The sequence below is a fragment of the Actinoplanes sp. NPDC000266 genome (assembly GCF_042899005.1).
Classification (GTDB): Bacteria; Actinomycetota; Actinomycetes; order Mycobacteriales; family Micromonosporaceae; genus Actinoplanes.
In genome coordinates, this window is record NZ_JBIAZI010000005.1 from 244919 (window position 1) to 262387 (window position 17469).

Below are 17469 nucleotides of genomic sequence, written 5' to 3' on the forward strand. Positions count from 1 at the left end.
GGCAGGTTCAAATTCGGGCGTGTCGGAATAAATGCGGATCTCGCTCAGGGCGGAGCGAATCCCGTCGCGGCGCGAGGGGGCGGCTCACTACGCTTGTACCTCATGAGTCACGTTCTCGCCGCGGTTGCCTGGCCTTATGCCAACGGCCCGCGCCACATCGGTCATGTGTCCGGCTTTGGAGTGCCCTCCGACGTTTTCAGCCGTTACATGCGCATGGCCGGTCACGACGTGCTCATGGTCTCCGGCACGGACGAGCACGGCACGCCGATCCAGGTGCAGGCCGACGCCGACGGGGTGACCCCGCGTGAGCTCGCCGACCGCTACAACCGGGTGATCGTCGAAGACCTGCATGGCCTCGGACTGTCGTACGACCTCTTCACCCGCACCACGACGCGCAACCACTACGCCGTGGTGCAGGAGCTGTTCGGGGCGCTGCACCGCAACGGTTACATCGTGGCGCGCACGACGCTGGGCGCGAAATCGCCCTCCACGGGCCGCACCCTGCCCGACCGCTACATCGAGGGCACCTGCCCGATCTGCGGCTACGAGAGCGCCCGGGGCGACCAGTGCGACAACTGCGGCAACCAGCTCGACCCCGAGCAGCTGATCAACCCTCGCTCCAAGATCAACGGGGAGACCCCGGAGTTCGTCGAGACCGAGCACTTCTTCCTCGACCTTCCGGCCTTCGCCGAGGCGATCGGCAACTGGCTCGACCAGCGGGAAAACTGGCGGCCCAACGTCCTGAAGTTCTCCCGCAACCTGCTCGACGACCTCCAGCCCCGTGCCATCACCCGTGACCTGGAGTGGGGCGTGCCGATCCCGCTCGACGGCTGGCGCGACCGCAACGACAAGCGCATCTACGTGTGGTTCGACGCGGTCATCGGCTATCTGTCGGCCTCCATCGAGTGGGCCCGCCGCTCCGGCGACCCCGAGGCGTGGCGCAAGTGGTGGTCGGCCGACGGCGCCGGCAAGGACTCCCAGGCCTACTACTTCATGGGCAAGGACAACATCGTCTTCCACTCGGTGATCTGGCCGGCGCTGCTGCTGGGTTATTCGGGCGAGGGCGACAAGGGCGGCGAGCCGGGCTCGCTGGGCCGGCTCAACCTGCCCACCGAGGTGGTCAGCAGCGAATATCTGACCATGGAGGGCAAGAAGTTCTCCTCGTCGCGCCGGGTCGTCATCTACGTGCGCGACTTCCTGGAGCGCTACGACGCCGACGCCCTGCGCTACTTCATCGCCGCCGCCGGCCCGGAGTCCAACGACACCGACTTCACCTGGGCCGAGTTCGTACGCCGCAACAACGACGAGCTGGTGGCCGGCTGGGGCAACCTGGTCAACCGGTCGATCTCGATGGCGGCCAAGAACTTCGGGGCCATTCCCGAGGCCGGCGAGCTGACGGCCGAGGACGAGGCGCTGCTCGCGGTGGCCCGGGCCGGTTTCGGTACGGTCGGTGAGCTGATCTCCAAGCACAGGCAGAAAGCGGCTATCGGCGAGGCGATGAAGGTCGTGGCCGAGGCGAACAAATACCTCTCCGAGCAGGCGCCCTGGAAGCTGAAGTCCGAGGAGGACAAGCCCCGCCAGGCCACCATCCTGCACGTGGCGCTCCAGGTGGTCAGCGACGCCAACACGATCCTGACCCCGTTCCTGCCGCACTCCGCGCAGAAGGTCTTCGAGCTGCTCGGCGGTGAGGGCGTGCACGCGCCGATGCCGCGCATCGACGAGGTGGACGACCTCGACGGCGGCCCGTCGTACCCGGTCCTCCAGGGCGACTACACGGTCGGCACCCGCTGGGAGTCGGTCCCGCTGGTCGCGGGCACGCCGCTGTCGGCCCCGAAGCCGGTCTTCAAGAAGCTCGAGCCCTCAGTGATCGAAGAGGAACTGGCCCGTTTGGGCTAGAGCGCATAGGGGATGTCGGCGATGTGGTGGTCCATCAGCTCGCCGACCGGGGCCCAGGCCTCGTAGACGCCTCGTTCGTAGCAGCGGGCGCCGGTGTTGCTCAGCGCATCGGCGTCCGGGCGGATCAGGCGCAGGCGGGCCCACGCGTCGTCGCGCTGCAACACCCAGCAGGGCACGCCGCGCCACAGCGCCTGCTCGGCGCGGCGGCTCAGGGTCGACACCGCGTAGCGGGCGGCGCGGGTCAGGGCCCGGACACGGAATTCGCTCGGCGGGTCGGCGACCGCCTCGTACTCCTTGTCCTTGATCGTCCCGACCAGCTTGGCCGAGCCGGGCGTCGTGCAGGGCACGTACTCGCGGTCCGGGCTCACCCCGGGCAGATTGTCGAGCAGCCCCCGCCAGCGCGGCCCGGCCAGCCGCAGCCAGCCGTGCTGCTCCGGCTGGTACGTGTAGAGCAGCACCTCCTCGCCGCCCGGCACGTACGCGATGATCTGCGCGTTGGCCGGCATGGGCAGATCGGCGAAGCCCGCGGTGACGTACTCGGGAATGAGATCGTCGTTGCTGGGCGTGAAGCCCGTGCCGAGCACCATGGCCCCGATGCGCGAATGTGCGGGCAGCATCGAGAGCCCGGGCTGGGCCGGCCCGGCCGGCACCTCGTAGTCGATCGGATCGGTGGCCCGCCAGCGCAGCGCGAACGCCACCTCGTCGTCGGCCGTGCCGTCGGTGCGCAGCAGCGCCAGGTCGCGCGGATCGTGCAGGTGCGCGATGTCGCAGGAGCGGTAGCAGAAGCCGTACGGAAGCCAGCCGCCCAGATGGCCCGAGACCTGAGCCGGCGACAGCACCTTGGTCATCCGGGTCCCGCGGTGGATCGCGGCCGTGGACCGGATCTGGCGCAGCAGCGGATCGCCGAGGTGGTCGGCGGACTGAGCCATCCGCAGAACCTGCTGCCAGCCGAGGTCGCGGCGCAGCGGTGCGGACAGGGGCGGCTCGAGCGGATCAGAGCCGATCACACTGTCCTCGCCGGTCACAGTCACGGTCAGTGAAAGTAGGTCACACCGGTTGACTCCAGGTGAACAAACAGTGTCCGGCGGGTCCAAGTGCAGAATGTCTCACATGTCAACGTCACCGTCAGAATCCCGCCGGAAGAAGGCCGCCCGGCGCGCCGGCGAGTTTCCCGCCGCACCGGAGCCTCTCGCCGTCCCGGTCTTCGACAGCCACACCCACCTGGACATCACGATCCAGGAGGCGGGAGTGCCGGGCGGCCCCGGCGCCGACCCGGTCGAGGCCCTGATCACCGCGGCGGCCAAGGCGGGCGTGGACCGGATCGTGCAGGTCGGCGTCGACGAGCAGTCCTCCCGCTGGGGGGCCGAACTGGCCGCCCGCCACCCGTCGGTGCTGGCCGCGGTGGCGCTGCACCCCAACGACGCGCCGCTGCTGGCCGATCTGGACGAGTCGCTGCGCGTCATCGAGGCGCTCGCGGCCGAGCCGAGGGTGCGGGGCATCGGCGAGACGGGCATGGACACATTTCGTACGGGTCCTGACGGCCGCGAGGCGCAGGAGAAGAGCTTCCGGGCCCACATCGCCATCGCCAAGCGCCACGGCAAGGCCCTGATCATCCACGACCGGGACGCCCACGAGGACGTACTGCGGATCCTCGACTCCGAGGGAGCGCCGGACACGGTCGTCATGCACTGCTTCTCGGGCGACGCCGCCTTCGCCGCCGAATGCGTACGCCGAGGCTTCCACCTGAGCTTCGCGGGCACGGTGACGTTCGCCAGCGCGGGCGCCCTGCGGGAGGCCGCCGCGCTCACCCCGCCGTCACAGATCATGGTGGAGACCGACGCGCCGTACCTGACCCCGGTGCCGCACCGGGGCCGCCCGAACGCGTCGTACCTGATTCCGTTGACGGTCCGGGCACTGGCCGAAACTCGAGGTCAGGACGTGGACGAGCTGTGCGCCGCGATCTCGGCCAACGGCGAACGGGTGTTCGGCCCTTGGCGCTGATCATTCGATCCAGGCGCGGGTGTTCAGTTCGGCGCCGAGGCGGCTGAGGGTCTCGGCGAACGTGCGCGGAGCGGCGTTGATCGGGCCCCGGGAGACGAAGCGGACCGCCCAGCCCGTGCCCTCGGCGATGTTGAACATGCGGAAGCGGACCAGGCTGCCCCGATCGTCCGGCTCGACCGACGTGACCCCGCGGTACCACCACGCGCCCTCGATGGTCACCGAGCGGGCCGCGCGGTCGATCGCCACGCTCATCCTGCTGCCGTCCTGGATCACTTCGAACTGGTCGCCGACGTCCGTCTCCTCGATCGTGCCGGTGACGGCGATCGGGGAGCGGCCGCCGGGACGCACGTCGAGCAGGACGGCGGCCACCGCTTCAGGGGTGGCCTCGACCACCCCGCGTAACGCCAGCAACTCGCTCATGGCTCGTTTGTACCCCGCGGCGGCCCTCCCCGTAGGCTCTGAACCCATGGCTGACGCTCTTCTCGGCCCGGCGGAGATCCGGGAACTGGCCGCCCGTCTCGGCGTGGCGCCCACCAAGAAGCTCGGCCAGAACTTCCTGCACGACCCGAACACGATCCGGCGCATCGTCGCCGCGGCCGGGCTGCGGCCCGACGACGTGGCGCTCGAGGTCGGCCCGGGGCTGGGCTCGCTCACCCTCGGGCTGGTCGGCGCGGTCCGCCATGTGCACGCCGTCGAGATCGATCCGCGGCTGGCCGCCGCGCTGCCGGAGACCGTCTCCGACGCTCATCTGACCGTGCACAACGCCGACGCCCTGCACGTGCGGGCCGGGATTTTCGAGCCGGCGCCGACGATGCTCGTGGCCAATCTGCCGTACAACGTGGCGGTTCCGGTGGTGCTCCATCTGCTGGCCGAGCTGCCGACACTGCGCGGAGGTCTGGTCATGGTGCAGAAGGAGGTCGCCGACCGGCTGGTCGCCGGTCCGGGTTCCAAGGTGTACGGGGTTCCGTCCGTCAAACTGGCCTGGTATGCCGAGGCGCGGTCGGCGGGCAAGGTGCCGCCGGCGGTGTTCTGGCCGGTGCCCAATGTGGACTCGGGACTGGTCGCGTTCACCGCGCGCACCCCTCCGGGTGGTGTCGACCGATCGGCTGTCTTCGCTGTCGTGGACGCGGCCTTCGCCCAGCGGCGCAAGACCCTGCGGGCCGCCCTGGCCGGGTGGGCCGGCGGCGCCGACCGGGCCGAGAAGCTGCTGGTGGCGGCCGGAATCAGCCCGCAGGCCCGCGGCGAGTCCCTGACCGTCGAGCAGTTCACCGCGATCGCCGGGGCGGCAAAACAGTCGCCCTCCGGCGGTAAGCTCAGCCCGACCGAAGCGCCGCCCCAGGAGGTGGACTCATGACCGCGCAACCGGCTGGTGAACTGGAGTGGGCACCGGACCCCATTCGACAGCGCAACCGGGCTTACACGATCGAAGACGTCCTGAAGATGCGCGTCGGTGCCCCCCGAGTCGAACTTCTGGCCGGAGCCCTTTCCGTGGTCCCCACGCCGAGCGGAGCGCATCAAAAGATCAGTGGTCTGCTCTGGATGTGGATGCTCAGGCATGCGCCGACCACCTTCGAGCCTCTTCTGGCGGTCGGCATCCTTGTCGGCGTCCGGGAGACTCTTGAGCCGGATGTCCTGCTCCTGCATAAACCCGTCGATCTCGAGCACCATTTCTTCGATGCTGACCAGGTGAGCGTCGCGGTGGAGATCGTGTCGCCTAGCACCAAGCGGCGAGATCGTCTGGAGAAACCAGCTCAATACGCGAAGGTGGGCGTCCCGCACTACTGGCGCATCGAGCAGGACCCCGTCCATGTCTATGCCTACGACCTTGTCGGTGGCTGCTACCAACTGGCTGCTGATGCAGAGGATGAGCTTGTGCTGAGCGCGCCGTTTGAGATCAAGTTGCCTATTCGGGACATCACTCCGTGACGGAGGCATGGGGGCCGGACGATGACGAGCCTCGCCGGCATCACGGGCCGGTGCGGGTGCGGGTCCCTGCGAAGATCAATCTTCATCTCGGGGTCGGGCCGCTGCGGGCCGACGGGTTCCATGAGCTGAACACCGTTTATCACGCGATCAGCCTGTTCGATGAGCTGACGGCGCGGGCCGGGGACACGCTCACCCTCACCATGGAGGGGGAGGGCACCGGTGCGCTGGAGCTCGACGAGAGCAACCTGATCATTCGGGCGGCCAAGGCGCTCGCGGCGCGGACGCGGATGCCGGCTTACGCGCGGCTGCACCTTCGTAAGACCATTCCGCTGGCCGGTGGGCTGGCCGGGGGCAGCGCCGACGCGGCGGCCACGCTGATCGCCTGCGACATGCTGTGGGGGACCGGTCTCTCCCGTGACGAGCTGGCCGAGGTGGGTGCCACCCTCGGGTCCGACATTCCCTTCCTGTTGCACGGCGGCACGGCCCTGGGCACCGGGCACGGTGAGACCGTCAGCCCGATCCTGGCCCGGCCCACCACGTGGCACTGGGTGGTCGCCATCGCCGACGGCGGTCTTTCCACGCCGGCCGTCTACCGCAAGCTCGACGAGCTGCGTGACAGCTCCTTCCCGCCCAAGGCGCTGGGCGACCCCGACGAGCTGATGACCGCCCTGCGCCAGCGTGACCCGGCCGTGCTCGGGGCGGCGCTCGGCAACGACCTTCAGCCGGCCGCGCTCGCGCTGCGGCCCGAGCTGACCGAGGTGCTCAAGGCCGGGCAGCGGGCCGGCGCGGTGGCCGGGCTCGTCTCCGGGTCGGGGCCGACCTGCGTCTTCCTGACCACCGACGCGGGGCACGCGGCCCGGGTCGCGGCCGAGATCAACGCGGCCGGGGTGTGCCGGGAAGCGGTCACCGCGCGGGGGCCGATGCCGGGCGCGCGGGTAACCTAGACCGCATCGTGGCAAACATCATCAACCTCGACCGGGTCTCCAAGGGCTACGGCGCCGCCGGTCAGCTGCTCACCGACGTCTCTCTCGGCCTCGACGACGACGCCCGCGTCGGCATCGTCGGCCTCAACGGGGCGGGCAAGTCGACACTTCTCCGCATGCTCGCCAAGGGCGAGGAACCCGACTCCGGCCGGGTCACCCACCGGCGCGACCTGCGCGTCGCCACCCTTCCGCAGACCTTCGCCCTCGACGGCGAGGCGACCGTGCGCGACGTCGTGCTCGGCACCGCCTGGCTGTCCGACGGCATGGGCGCCGAGCACGAGTGGGCCGGCGACGCGGGGGTGCGGGCCATCCTCGACGGCCTCGGCATGGGCTATCTCGGGCTCGACACCCCGGTCGGCCCGATGTCCGGTGGCGAGCGCCGCCGGGTCGCGCTGGCCGCGCTGCTGGTGCGCGAGAACGATCTGCTGATCCTCGACGAGCCCACCAACCACCTCGACGTGGCCGGTGTCGACTGGCTCGCCCGCTACCTGCTGTCGACCCACCGGGGCGCGCTCGTCGTGGTCACCCACGACCGCTGGTTCCTCGACGCCGTCTGCACGGCGACCTGGGAGGTCGTCGACGAGCAGGTGCACGCGTACGAGGGCGGCTATGCGGCCTGGACCCTCGCGCGGGCCGAACGCCAGCGGGTCGCCGCCGTCGTCGAGGCCCGGCGGCAAAATCTGCTGCGCAAAGAGATCGCCTGGCTGCGGCGGGGCCCGCCGGCGCGTACGTCCAAGCCGCAGTTCCGCATCGACGCCGCGAACGCTCTGATCGCTGACGTGCCGCCGGTGCGCGACACCGTGAGCCTGCAGAAACTGGCCACCAGCCGGCTCGGCAAGCAGGTCTACGACCTCGAGGACGTGACCCTCAACGCCGGCCCCAAGCCGATCTTCAAGGGCCTGACCTGGCAGGTCGGGCCGGGTGACCGGTTCGCGATCCTGGGCGCCAACGGCGCCGGCAAGACCACGCTGCTGCGCCTGCTGGCCGGGGTGACCACGCCCGACGGCGGGCGCCTGGTCACCGGCTCGACCGTGCGGGCCGCGTTCCTGTCACAGGAGCTGAAGGAGCTGCCCGGCGAGCTTCGCCTGCTCGAGGCGGTCGAAGAGGTCGCCAAGCGGGTCAAGCTGGGCGACCGGGAGCTGTCGGCCGGTCAGCTGGCCGAGGTGTTCGGCTTCACCGACAAGCGCATCTGGACGCCGGTCAGCGACCTCTCCGGTGGTGAGCGCCGGCGTCTGCAGCTGCTGCGCCTGCTCGCCACCGAGCCGAACGTGCTGCTGCTCGACGAGCCGACCAACGACCTCGACACCGACACGCTGGCCGCGCTGGAGGACCTGCTCGACTCCTGGCCGGGCACGATGATCGTGGCGAGCCACGACCGCTACCTGGTCGAGCGGGTCACCGACACGGCGTACGGCATGTTCGGCGACGGCCGTCTGGTGCATCTGCCCGGTGGCATCGACGAATACCTCGAACGCGCCGCGTCGGGGCTGGGGCCCGCGGCGGGCGTTTCCACGGGCGTACCGGGGAAAAGCGCGGAAAGCGCGACTGGCCTCTCCGCGGCCGAGGTGCGGCAGGCTCGCAAAGATCTGGCCAAGCTGGAACGGCAGCTGGCCAAGCTCGACGAGCGCGTGGTCAAGATCAACGAAAGCCTGGCTCAGCACGGCAGCGACTACGGCAAGATCGTAGAGTTGGACGCGCAGCTCAAATCGGTACAAGAGGAACGCGCCGCGGTCGAGGAGGCCTGGCTCGAGCTCGCGGAGCAGGTGCCCGGTAACTGATCCGGGGGGTGTGCCTGCGCCGCTTGACCGGGATACGCGAGAATCGGCGTGTACAACACCTGACCTTGGAGACGGACACCATGGCGCACACCCCGGTAAACCACCCGCTGCGGCCGCTGTACCGCGCGCTCGGCCTCCTGGTCGGCGCCTACCTCATCGTGTTCGCCATCGTCGGCTTCATCCAGACCTCCGGCGAGAGCTTCACCGGTGACAACGGCGAGCGGGTCCTCGGCCAGGGCAGCAACCTGCTGTGGTCGATCATCTCGCTGGTGCTGGGCGCGATCGTGCTCGGCGCCGCCGTCATCGGCCGCAACCTCGACGTCGAGGCGTACAAGTACGTCGGGTGGGCGCTGCTGGTCTTCGGCAGCTACGAGCTCGCGGCCAGCCGCACCGACGCCAACTTCCTCGGGTTCACGGTGTCCACGGTCGTGGTCACCTACCTCGCGGGCATCATCCTCATCACGGCCGGCCTCTACAGCAAGGTCGCCGAGCCGAGCAAGGCCGGCGCCCCGCGCCAGGTGCGCGAGGGCCGCACGGCCTGATCTCAGCGAACCGGAAAGGCCCGCCTGAACGGCGGGCCTTTTCTATTTCACCTTGCGGGTGATCAGGGTCGGTTTCGGCTCGAGGTTGGACAGGCCGTTCCAGGCCAGGTTGACCAGGTGGGCCGCGACCATCTCCTTCTTGGGCTTGCGGGCCTCGCGCCACCATTGGCCGACCAGCGCGACCATGCCGACCAGGGCCTGCGAGTACAGCTCGGCGAATTTCGGGTCGAGACCGCGGCGGCGGAACTCGTCGCCCAGGATGTGCTCAACCTGGTGGGCCACGTCGTTCATCACGCTGGAGAAGTTGCCGGCCGGGGACAGCACCGGCGACTCGCGCACCAGCACCTGAAAGCCGTGCGGCTCGTCCTCGATGTAGTCGAGCAGGGCCAGCGCCGCCTGTTCCAGCAGCTCACGGGGGTGCCCCGCGGTCAACGCGCTGGCGATCCGGTCGAGCATCGAGCGCACCTCACGGTCGACGACCACCGCGTGCAGCCCTTCCTTGCCGCCGAAATGCTCGTAGACCACCGGCTTGGAGACCTTGGCCCGGGCCGCGACCTCCTCCACACTGGTCGCGTCGAAGCCGCGCTCGGCGAACAGTTGGCGGCCGATCGAGATCAGCTGCTCCCGCCGCTGCGCGGCCGACATGCGAACCCGGGGGGCCGCGGGCGGCCGCTGGCGGCGGGTGCGGGGGCGCTCGTCGTCGATGGGATCCGTCACCCGGCCATCTTGACAGCCTTGGCGGCCAGCCGTTCAGGGCTGGGCCACTTCACGTTGTACGCCGCGCCGGCGCGCTCGAGGAGCCAGATGAACCGGGCCGAGATGTCGATCTGACCGCGCAGCACGCCGTGCCGCGCGCAGGTCGGGTCGGCGTGGTGCAGGTTGTGCCAGCTCTCGCCGAGCGACACGATCGCCAGCGGCCAGAAGTTGGCCGCCTTGTCGCCGTTGCGCACCTCGAACGGGCGCTCGCCGTAGACGTGGCACACCGAGTTGATCGACCAGGTGATGTGGTGGAGCAGGCCGACACGCACCACGCCGGCCCAGAAGAAGGCGGTCAGCGCACCCTGCCACGACCAGGTCACCAGGCCGCCGATCAGCGCCGGGCCGAGCGTCGAGAAGATCACGACGGCCGGGAAGAACCGGTCGATCCGGTTGATGTCCTTGTCGGCCAGCAGGTCGGGGGCGAACCGTTCCCGGTTCGACAGCTGGCGGCTGAACATCCAGCCCATGTGGGCGAAGAACAGGCCCTTGGTCAGGGCCCAGTATCCGGTGCCGTAGCGCCACGGCGAGTGCGGATCACCCTCCTGGTCGCTGAACATGTGGTGCCGGCGGTGGTCGGCCACCCACTGGATGATGTTGCCCTCGATGGCCAGTGAGCCGGCCAGCCCGAGCGCGACCCGCAGCCAGCGCTTGGCCTTGAACGAGCCGTGCGTGAAGTAGCGGTGGAAGCCGACCGTGATGCCCAGGCCGGAGATCAGGTAGAACACGGCGCCGATCGCGACGTCGGACCAGGCGAGCCAGCCGCCCCAGGCGACCGGCACGGCCGCGAGGACGGCCAGGAAGGGGATGACGACGAATCCGTAGAGGGCGATGAGGATGCCGCGCGACTGCGGGCCGTCGGTGAGGGGTTTGGGGGCGGACTTCTCGGCCGTGGATGTCATGACACCTCACTGATCCGGGGGAGATCAACTACTTACGGCTACGTCACCGTAACTTACGTGCCCGTAGCTTTGGGAGATCCCACTGTCGGGATTGCGGCCGGTGAGCATGGCGGGCGTGCCGCTAAGATGTGACCGGTGGATGGATCCCGAACGGGAAAAGTCCGAATGGTCCCGGATCGTCTAATGGTAGGACCGCGGCTTTTGGTGCCGTTTATAGGGGTTCGAATCCTCTTCCGGGAGCAGTCTGTCCGCGCGGCTGTGTGTGTCGCCGCCCCTCCGCGTCAATCTCTCTACTGCGAGCAATGGAGTACCGCGTGAGCCAGTCCCCTCGTCGTACCGTCGTCGTTCTCGCCGCCGGTGAAGGCAAGCGGATGAAGTCCGCGACGCCCAAGGTCCTGCACCCGCTGCTGGGCCGCACCCTGGTCGGTCACGTGCTGGCCGCCGCCGAGCCGGCCGGCGCCGAGCAGGTGATCGTGGTCGTCGGCCACAAGGCCGACCAGGTCAAGACACACCTCACCGAGATCGCCCCGACCGCCGTCCCGGTGCTTCAGGCCGAGCAGAACGGCACCGGCCACGCGGTGCGCATCGCGCTCGAGGCCGTGCCCGACGCCACCGGCACGGTCGTGGTGCTCAACGGCGACGTGCCGCTGCTGCGCCCCGAGACCGTGTCCGACCTGATCGCGGCCCACGAGGCCGGCCGGCGCGGCGCCACCGTGCTGGCGGCCGAGGTGCCCGACCCGGCCGGCCTGGGCCGCATCGTGCGCGACGCCGCCGGCAACCTCGAGCGCATCGTCGAGGAGCGCGACGCGTCGGCCGACGTCAAGGCGATCCGCGAGATCAACGCGGGCATCTACGCGTTCGACGTGGCGTCGCTGCGTGAGGCGCTCTCCAAGCTGTCCACCGACAACGACCAGGGCGAGGAATACCTCACCGACGTCTTCGGCCTGCTCGCCTCGGCCGGCGACCCGGTCGGCGTCTTCGTGGCGCCGGACGCTCAGGAGACGCTGGGCTGCAACGACCGGGCCGAGCTGGCCAAGCTGCGCGCGCTGCTGCGCGACCGGGTGAACGAGGCCTGGATGCGCCGCGGGGTGTCGATTCTCGACCCGTCGACCACGTGGATCGACGTGACCGTGACGCTCGAGCCGGACGCCGAGATCGACCAGAACTCGCAGCTGATCGGCGCGACCAGTGTGGCCGGTGGTGCCATCGTGGGTCCCGACACGACGCTGATCGACACGACCGTCGGCGCCGGCGCGGTGGTCCTGCGCACCCACTCGATCGGCGCCCAGATCGGCGACGAGGCCACGGTCGGCCCGTTCTCGTTCCTGCGCCCGGGCACCAAGCTCGGCCGCAAGGCCAAGGTCGGCGGCTTCGTCGAGACCAAGAACGCCGAGCTGGGCGACGGCGCCAAGGTGCCGCACCTGTCGTATGTGGGCGATGCCACGATCGGCGCCAAGTCCAACATCGGCGCCGGCACGATCTTCGCCAACTACGACGGCGTCAACAAGAACCACACGACCGTGGGCGAGGCCGCGTTCGTCGGCTCCGACACCGTGCTGATCGCGCCGGCCACGATCGAGCCGGGCGCGTACGTGGCGGCCGGCAGCGCGATCTCGGGCACGGTCCCCGCGGGCGCTCTGGCCGTGACCCGGGCGCCGCAGCGCAACGTGGAGGGCTGGGTGGCCCGCCGCCGGGCCGGCACGGTGTCGGCCGCGGCGGCCGAGCGCTTCCAGGAGGCCAAGGCCCCCGAGGGTGAGATCTCCGAATCGGAGTGAAAGACGATTGAGGTGTACGGCCCGGGCGGCATCCGCCTGGGCCGTCGCTGTGCAAAGTCCGGGCGGTTCCTGTGCAAAAAGCGAACGCCGTGCGGCCGTGCGGTAACTGCGGGAAGCTGGGGGTACACCCGCCGGTGGCGGCTATCCGACATCAGGGCCTGCCGGCGCGCTCGAACGGTGATGATCCAGGTGCGCTCGGTGGTGCGGTAGCGGCCGGGTGAACCCGTTCTGACCAGGAGTGATCCGCTGGGGGTGAGGCATCCCACCCGGTGCCCGCGTAACGTGGCGCTTCGGTGGCCTCGGGGGATACTTCACTCGATCACATCCCCACCCCCTCGATCCAACGGGAGTAGCGAGCCGATGGGCAGCATCGTCGCGGAGAACCGTAAGAGTCTGATGCTTTTCTCCGGACGTGGTTTCCCGGAGCTGGCGGACGAGATCGGCCAAGTGCTCGGCGTCGCGCCGACCCCGGCCGACTCGTACGAGTTCGCCAACGGTGAGATCTTCGTCCGGTTCAAGGACTCGGTCCGTGGCTCGGACGCGTTCGTCGTGCAGTCGGTGACCGAGGGCGTCAACCGATGGGTCATGGAGACCCTGATCATGATCGACGCGCTGAAGCGCGGATCGGCCAAGCGCATCACCGTGGTCCTGCCGTTCTATCCGTACTCGCGGCAGGACAAGAAGCACCGCGGCCGCGAGCCGATCTCGGCCCGCCTGGTCGCCGACCTGCTGAAGACCGCCGGCGCCAACCGGATCCTCACCGTCGACCTGCACACCGCGCAGATCCAGGGCTTCTTCGACGGGCCGGTCGACCACCTGTTCGCGATGGACATCCTGGCCGAGCACGTGCAGAAGAAGTACGCGGGCCGGCCGATGACCGTGGTCGCGCCCGACTCGGGCCGGGTGCGCGTGGCCGAGCGGTGGACCGACCGGCTGGGCGGCTGCCCGCTGGCCTTCATCCACAAGACCCGTGACCCGCTCAAGCCCAACCAGGTCGTGGCCAACCGCGTGGTCGGCGAGGTCGAGGGCCGGGTCTGCCTGATCGTCGACGACATGATCGACACCGGCGGCACGATCACCAAGGCGGCCGACATCCTCTGGGACGAGGGCGCGGCCGATGTGATCGTGGCCTCGACCCACGCGCTGCTCTCCGATCCGGCCACCGAGCGGCTCAAGAACAGCCGGATCAGCGAGCTCGTGGTGACGAACACACTGCCGCTGCCCCCGGAGAAGCGGCTCGACAAGATCACTGTGTTGTCCATCGCCCCGCTGCTGGCCCGGGCGATCCGTGAAGTCTTCGACGACGGCTCCGTGACCACGCTCTTCGGTGGTCTCAGCTGAAACCTCTACCGGGTGAAGTTTGCGCGGACTGCCGCAGCGGACCGGACCCGCTGAGGAGTGCGCTCAGGCTGTGGGTAAGATAGTGCGGTTGCCACGGCGAGGGTGCCCCGCGGTCTGCTGAGGTTCGCAGCCATTTCGGGGGCACCGTGATCGACGCGGTGCTCCGGGCCTGTGCCCAGCGCGCCCCCTTGCCCGGCAGCGCCGACGACGGCCTCCAGCACCTTCCGGTGGCCGATCAGCACTGCCGCAGCCCGCCGACTTAGACGCAGCCCGATCGAAGAGTTTCAGGAGTTTCCCCGTGTCCGAGGTAAAGATCAGCGCCGAGCCCCGCACCGAGTTCGGCAAGGGTGGTGCCCGCCGCACGCGCCGGGCCGGTTTGGTGCCCGCCGTGCTTTACGGCCACGGCGAGAAGCCGCAGCACATCGCGCTGCCGGCCCGTGAGTTCGCCGCCGCGATCCGGCACGGCGGTCTCAACCAGGTTTTCACGATCGACATCCAGGGCGCGTCCGCCGCGACGCTCGCCCTGCCCAAGGCGATCCAGCGTGACCCGATCAAGGACACGTACGAGCACGTGGACCTGATCATCGTCAAGCGCGGCGAGAAGGTCCAGGTCGACGTCCCGGTCAACCTGACCGGCGAGGCCGCCCGCAACACGCTCGTCGTGCACGAGTCCAACACCCTGGCCGTCGTGGCCGACGCGCTGCACCTGCCGAGCGGCCTCGACGTCTCGATCGAGGGCCTCGAGGCGGGCGCGCAGATCACCGCCGGCGACGTGACGCTGCCGAGCGGCGTCGAGCTGGCCGTCGAGCCCGACTTCGTGCTGGCGATCGTCTCGCAGGCGCAGACGGCCGAGCAGCTCGAGGGCGAGTCGGCCGAGGGCGCCGAGGCGCCGGCCGAGGGCGAAGAGGCTCCCGCCGCGGAGTAACAAGGATCGGGCTGTGATCGGGGAAAGTGCCACTGGGCACTTTCCCCGATACGCGTTTGTGGAGGAACTTGTGACTGAGGACGCGCCGTGGCTGGTCGTTGGGCTGGGCAACCCCGGTAAGGAGTACGCCGGGAACCGGCACAACGTGGGCTTCATGGTGGCCGATCTGCTGGCGTCCCGGGTGGGCGCCAAGTTCGGCCGGTCCAAGCGCGCCCACGGCGAGGTGGCGGAAGGGCGTCTCGGTTTCGGTGGGCCCAAGCTCGTACTGGTGAAGCCGCTGACCTTCATGAACCTGTCCGGCAACGCGGTCGTCTCGCTGGCCCAGTTCTTCAAAGTGCCGGTGTCGAACGTGATCGCCGTGCACGATGAGCTTGATGTGCCTTTCGGTCAGGTACGGGCTAAGCGTGGCGGTGGTGAGGGTGGCCACAACGGACTGCGTTCGATGTCGAAGTCGCTGTCGAGCAAGGAGTACGCCCGGGTCCGTTTCGGGGTCGGCCGTCCGCCCGGGCGGCAGGATCCGGCGGACTACGTGCTCTCCGACTTCTCCGGCGTGGAACGCAAGGAGCTGGACTTCCTCATCGACCGGGCGGCCGACGTGGTGGAGGCGATCGTGCTCGAGGGTGTCGAGTGGGCGCAGAACAAATACCACGGCGGTTGATCTCACGGGGCTCGAACGGATAGATCATTTGGGCGGTTTTGTCCGTCTCTCGATCCCGTGACGCGTTCGACCGTCCGTCCGTTGGTCACACGTACGCACCGGTTCGGTGCGTTTTGACCGGCGTACGGGGGAGGTTCGGTATGCGGCAGGACCTGTCCGCGCCGCGAGAGTCGGTGCTGACCGAGCCGACAGTTCTGCTTCCGGAGATCGGGCGGCCGGAGGAGCACGGCCACGAGCCTCCCGAGGGGTACGGCTGGGCCAACCACCCGCCGGCCAACCAGGGCCCGAAGAAGGCCGTCGCGCGGAACTCGAGAATCCCGGCCCCGGTCGTGCCGCTGAGCCCGCCCCCGGCCGGCGCCGGCTCGCGATCGAGCGAGGAGCGGACCCACAGCGGCCCGGTCAAGGGCGGCGCGGGTGGCGGGAAGCCGGACAACGCGCCGCCGCGGGCGGGGACGGAAGCGGCTGATCCCGCGCGCAACCACGCGGTCGATCGGCACTGGTCGCAGCGGCGCAACCGCTCGGCGGCGGTGCGACCGCAGGCCCGGCCGTTCATCCGGATGCGCGGGCGGCACGCGGCCATGTCGCGGCGGCAGCGCTGGGAGCGCAGCTACGTCCGCTCGCTGGTGCTGTGCGACCTGGTGGCCGGCACCGCGGCCGGCGCCACCGCCTTCGCCCTGCGCTTCGGTGACGAGGTCACCACCTACAACCGCGGCTACATCCTGCTCTCGGCCCTGCTGCCGGTGCTGCTGCTCGTCGTGCTGGCGGTCTCGCGGGCGTACGAGCGGCGCTATCTGTTCGTCGGCACCGACGAATATCAGCGCGTGCTCCGCGGTGGGGTCGGGCTGATCGCGGGTGCGGCCCTGGTGTCGTACGCCCTCGATCTCGATCTGGCCCGAAGTTATGTCCTGGCCGCCCTGCCCACGGCGATCGTCGCGTCGGCGGTGCTGCGCTTCGCCTTGCGCAAGCGGCTGCACCTGGCCCGGGCCCGGGGCGAGAACCTGCGCCGGGTGATTCTGGTCGGGCACGAGCTGTCGATCATCGGCATGGCCCGGCAGTTGCGGCGGGAGCGCTACCACGGGCTCGAGGTGGTCGGTGCCTGCCTGCCGCCGGGCCACGACGGCGCCGGGGTCAGCGGCTTCGTCGTGTACGGCACCTTCGACGATGTGGCCGGCGCGGTCGAGCAGGCCGACGCCGACACCGTCGTGGTGCTGAGCTGCCCCGAGCTCGACGGCGAGCAGCTGCGCCGGCTGGCCTGGCGGCTCGAGCGGGACGAGGTCGACCTGGTGGTGGCCAGCGCGCTGGTCGACGTGGCCGGCGCCCGCACCACGATCCGGCCCTTCGACGGGCTGCCGATGCTGCACGTCGAGCATCCGCGGCTGCACGGCGGATCGAGGCTCGTCAAGGAGGCGGTCGACCGGCTCGGGGCGCTGGCCCTGCTCGTGATCTTCGGCCCGCTGCTGCTGGGCGTCGCACTGTGTGTGCGGGTCACCTCGCGCGGGCCGGTACTCTTTCGTCAGGTGCGGGTGGGTCGTGACGGCAGTCACTTCCGCATCTACAAGTTCCGCAGCATGTATGTCGATGCCGAGGCCCGCCTGGCCGAGCTGAGGCATCTCAACGAGCACGACGGTGTGCTCTTCAAGATCCGGGACGATCCGCGGGTCACCCCGGTCGGGCGATATCTGCGCCGGTTCTCCCTGGACGAGCTGCCGCAGCTGCTCAACGTGGTGCTGGGGCAGATGTCGCTGGTGGGCCCGCGCCCGCCGCTGCCGGCCGAGGTCGCGGCGTACGCCGACGACGTGCGGCGCCGGCTCGCCGTCAAGCCGGGCATGACGGGCCTGTGGCAAGTATCCGGACGTTCGGATCTACCGTGGGAGGAAGCGGTCCGGCTGGACCTGCGCTATGTGGAGAACTGGTCGCTGAGTTTGGACCTGGTCATCCTGTTGCGCACGATGACGGCGGTGGTGCGGTCATCTGGAGCGTACTGAA

16 protein-coding genes and 1 tRNA gene are annotated in these 17469 nt (G+C 69.7%); 13 read left to right on the forward strand and 4 right to left on the reverse strand.

Translation table 11 applies throughout. The features are described from left to right. The first annotated feature begins 102 nt into the window (after positions 1–102). Complete coding sequence (gene metG, locus ACFY36_RS21685; protein WP_499747773.1) at positions 103–1896, forward strand: methionine--tRNA ligase; 1794 nt, start codon at positions 103–105, stop codon at positions 1894–1896. Here metG and ACFY36_RS21690 read toward each other — a convergent pair. Further along, positions 1893–2927, reverse strand: a complete 1035-nt coding sequence (locus tag ACFY36_RS21690; RefSeq protein ID WP_499747774.1) for a hypothetical protein — start codon at positions 2925–2927, stop codon at positions 1893–1895. The two genes, metG and ACFY36_RS21690, sit on opposite strands and share 4 nt — an antisense overlap. Positions 2928–2997: 70 nt before the next feature. Between ACFY36_RS21690 and ACFY36_RS21695 the strand changes: the two genes are divergently transcribed. Next, entirely contained in the window at positions 2998–3897 is a 900-nt protein-coding gene (locus ACFY36_RS21695; RefSeq protein WP_499747775.1) for a TatD family hydrolase, read from the forward strand. Here ACFY36_RS21695 and ACFY36_RS21700 read toward each other — a convergent pair whose 3' ends face one another. Beyond that, entirely contained in the window at positions 3898–4317 is a 420-nt protein-coding gene (locus ACFY36_RS21700; RefSeq protein ID WP_499747776.1) for a hypothetical protein, read from the reverse strand. Between the two features lie 46 nt (positions 4318–4363). Between ACFY36_RS21700 and rsmA the strand changes: the two genes are divergently transcribed. From rsmA to ACFY36_RS21725, 5 genes are all read left to right on the forward strand, one after another. After that, complete coding sequence (gene rsmA / locus ACFY36_RS21705) at positions 4364–5251, forward strand: 16S rRNA (adenine(1518)-N(6)/adenine(1519)-N(6))-dimethyltransferase RsmA (protein WP_499747777.1); 888 nt, start codon at positions 4364–4366, stop codon at positions 5249–5251. Then, complete coding sequence (locus tag ACFY36_RS21710) at positions 5248–5823, forward strand: Uma2 family endonuclease (protein ID WP_499747778.1); 576 nt, start codon at positions 5248–5250, stop codon at positions 5821–5823. The genes rsmA and ACFY36_RS21710 overlap by 4 nt, the downstream gene beginning before the upstream one ends. Beyond that, a complete protein-coding gene (locus ACFY36_RS21715; protein WP_499747779.1) occupies positions 5820–6767 on the forward strand; it encodes a 4-(cytidine 5'-diphospho)-2-C-methyl-D-erythritol kinase in 948 nt (315 codons plus the stop codon). Before ACFY36_RS21710 ends, ACFY36_RS21715 begins: the two co-directional genes overlap by 4 nt. Before the next feature lie 8 nt (positions 6768–6775). Further along, positions 6776–8584: an ABC-F family ATP-binding cassette domain-containing protein gene (locus ACFY36_RS21720; protein WP_499747780.1), complete on the forward strand. Its 1809-nt coding sequence runs from the start codon at positions 6776–6778 to the stop codon at positions 8582–8584. A 65-nt stretch (positions 8585–8649) separates the two neighbouring features. Then, positions 8650–9126 carry a DUF4383 domain-containing protein gene (locus ACFY36_RS21725; RefSeq protein ID WP_499747781.1) on the forward strand — a complete coding sequence of 159 codons (477 nt, stop codon included), beginning with the start codon at positions 8650–8652 and terminating at the stop codon, positions 9124–9126. Positions 9127–9168: 42 nt separating this feature from the next. Here ACFY36_RS21725 and ACFY36_RS21730 read toward each other — a convergent pair whose 3' ends face one another. Both ACFY36_RS21730 and ACFY36_RS21735 read right to left on the reverse strand, forming a co-directional pair. Then, positions 9169–9771 carry a TetR/AcrR family transcriptional regulator gene (locus ACFY36_RS21730; RefSeq protein WP_499748196.1) on the reverse strand — a complete coding sequence of 201 codons (603 nt, stop codon included), beginning with the start codon at positions 9769–9771 and terminating at the stop codon, positions 9169–9171. 68 nt (positions 9772–9839) lie between these two features. Next, positions 9840–10784 (reverse strand): acyl-CoA desaturase, encoded by a 945-nt coding sequence (locus ACFY36_RS21735; RefSeq protein WP_499747782.1) that lies wholly within the window; start codon positions 10782–10784, stop codon positions 9840–9842. 169 nt (positions 10785–10953) lie between these two features. Here ACFY36_RS21735 and ACFY36_RS21740 point away from each other — a divergent pair. The 6 genes from ACFY36_RS21740 (at position 10954) to ACFY36_RS21765 (ending at position 17468) form a co-directional block, all read left to right on the forward strand. Continuing rightward, a tRNA-Gln gene (locus tag ACFY36_RS21740) sits at positions 10954–11024 on the forward strand. Positions 11025–11098: 74 nt separating this feature from the next. Beyond that, entirely contained in the window at positions 11099–12559 is a 1461-nt protein-coding gene (gene glmU / locus ACFY36_RS21745) for a bifunctional UDP-N-acetylglucosamine diphosphorylase/glucosamine-1-phosphate N-acetyltransferase GlmU (RefSeq protein WP_499747783.1), read from the forward strand. Between the two features lie 360 nt (positions 12560–12919). Continuing rightward, entirely contained in the window at positions 12920–13900 is a 981-nt protein-coding gene (locus ACFY36_RS21750) for a ribose-phosphate diphosphokinase (protein ID WP_203768357.1), read from the forward strand. A gap of 298 nt (positions 13901–14198) precedes the next feature. Next, the gene (locus ACFY36_RS21755) at positions 14199–14825 is read left to right on the forward strand and encodes a 50S ribosomal protein L25/general stress protein Ctc (RefSeq protein ID WP_499747784.1); all 627 of its coding nucleotides are present in this window, start codon (positions 14199–14201) and stop codon (positions 14823–14825) included. Between the two features lie 70 nt (positions 14826–14895). Beyond that, positions 14896–15483: an aminoacyl-tRNA hydrolase gene (gene pth, locus ACFY36_RS21760; RefSeq protein WP_097317834.1), complete on the forward strand. Its 588-nt coding sequence runs from the start codon at positions 14896–14898 to the stop codon at positions 15481–15483. 140 nt (positions 15484–15623) lie between these two features. Beyond that, positions 15624–17468 carry a sugar transferase gene (locus ACFY36_RS21765; protein ID WP_499747785.1) on the forward strand — a complete coding sequence of 615 codons (1845 nt, stop codon included), beginning with the start codon at positions 15624–15626 and terminating at the stop codon, positions 17466–17468. The last annotated feature ends 1 nt before the right edge of the window (position 17469 follow it).

Excerpts from the sequence above, each read along its gene's own strand:
- ACFY36_RS21750 (WP_203768357.1), top strand. The coding sequence starts at position 12,920 with ATGGGCAGCATCGTCGCGGAGAACCGTAAGAGTCTGATGCTTTTCTCC.
- rsmA (WP_499747777.1), top strand. The coding sequence starts at position 4,364 with ATGGCTGACGCTCTTCTCGGCCCGGCGGAGATCCGGGAACTGGCCGCC.
- ACFY36_RS21695 (WP_499747775.1), top strand. The coding sequence starts at position 2,998 with ATGTCTCACATGTCAACGTCACCGTCAGAATCCCGCCGGAAGAAGGCC.
- ACFY36_RS21765 (WP_499747785.1), top strand. The coding sequence starts at position 15,624 with ATGCGGCAGGACCTGTCCGCGCCGCGAGAGTCGGTGCTGACCGAGCCG.
- ACFY36_RS21730 (WP_499748196.1), bottom strand. The coding sequence starts at position 9,771 with ATGTCGGCCGCGCAGCGGCGGGAGCAGCTGATCTCGATCGGCCGCCAA.
- ACFY36_RS21710 (WP_499747778.1), top strand. The coding sequence starts at position 5,248 with ATGACCGCGCAACCGGCTGGTGAACTGGAGTGGGCACCGGACCCCATT.
- metG (WP_499747773.1), top strand. The coding sequence starts at position 103 with ATGAGTCACGTTCTCGCCGCGGTTGCCTGGCCTTATGCCAACGGCCCG.
- ACFY36_RS21735 (WP_499747782.1), bottom strand. The coding sequence starts at position 10,784 with ATGACATCCACGGCCGAGAAGTCCGCCCCCAAACCCCTCACCGACGGC.
- ACFY36_RS21700 (WP_499747776.1), bottom strand. The coding sequence starts at position 4,317 with ATGAGCGAGTTGCTGGCGTTACGCGGGGTGGTCGAGGCCACCCCTGAA.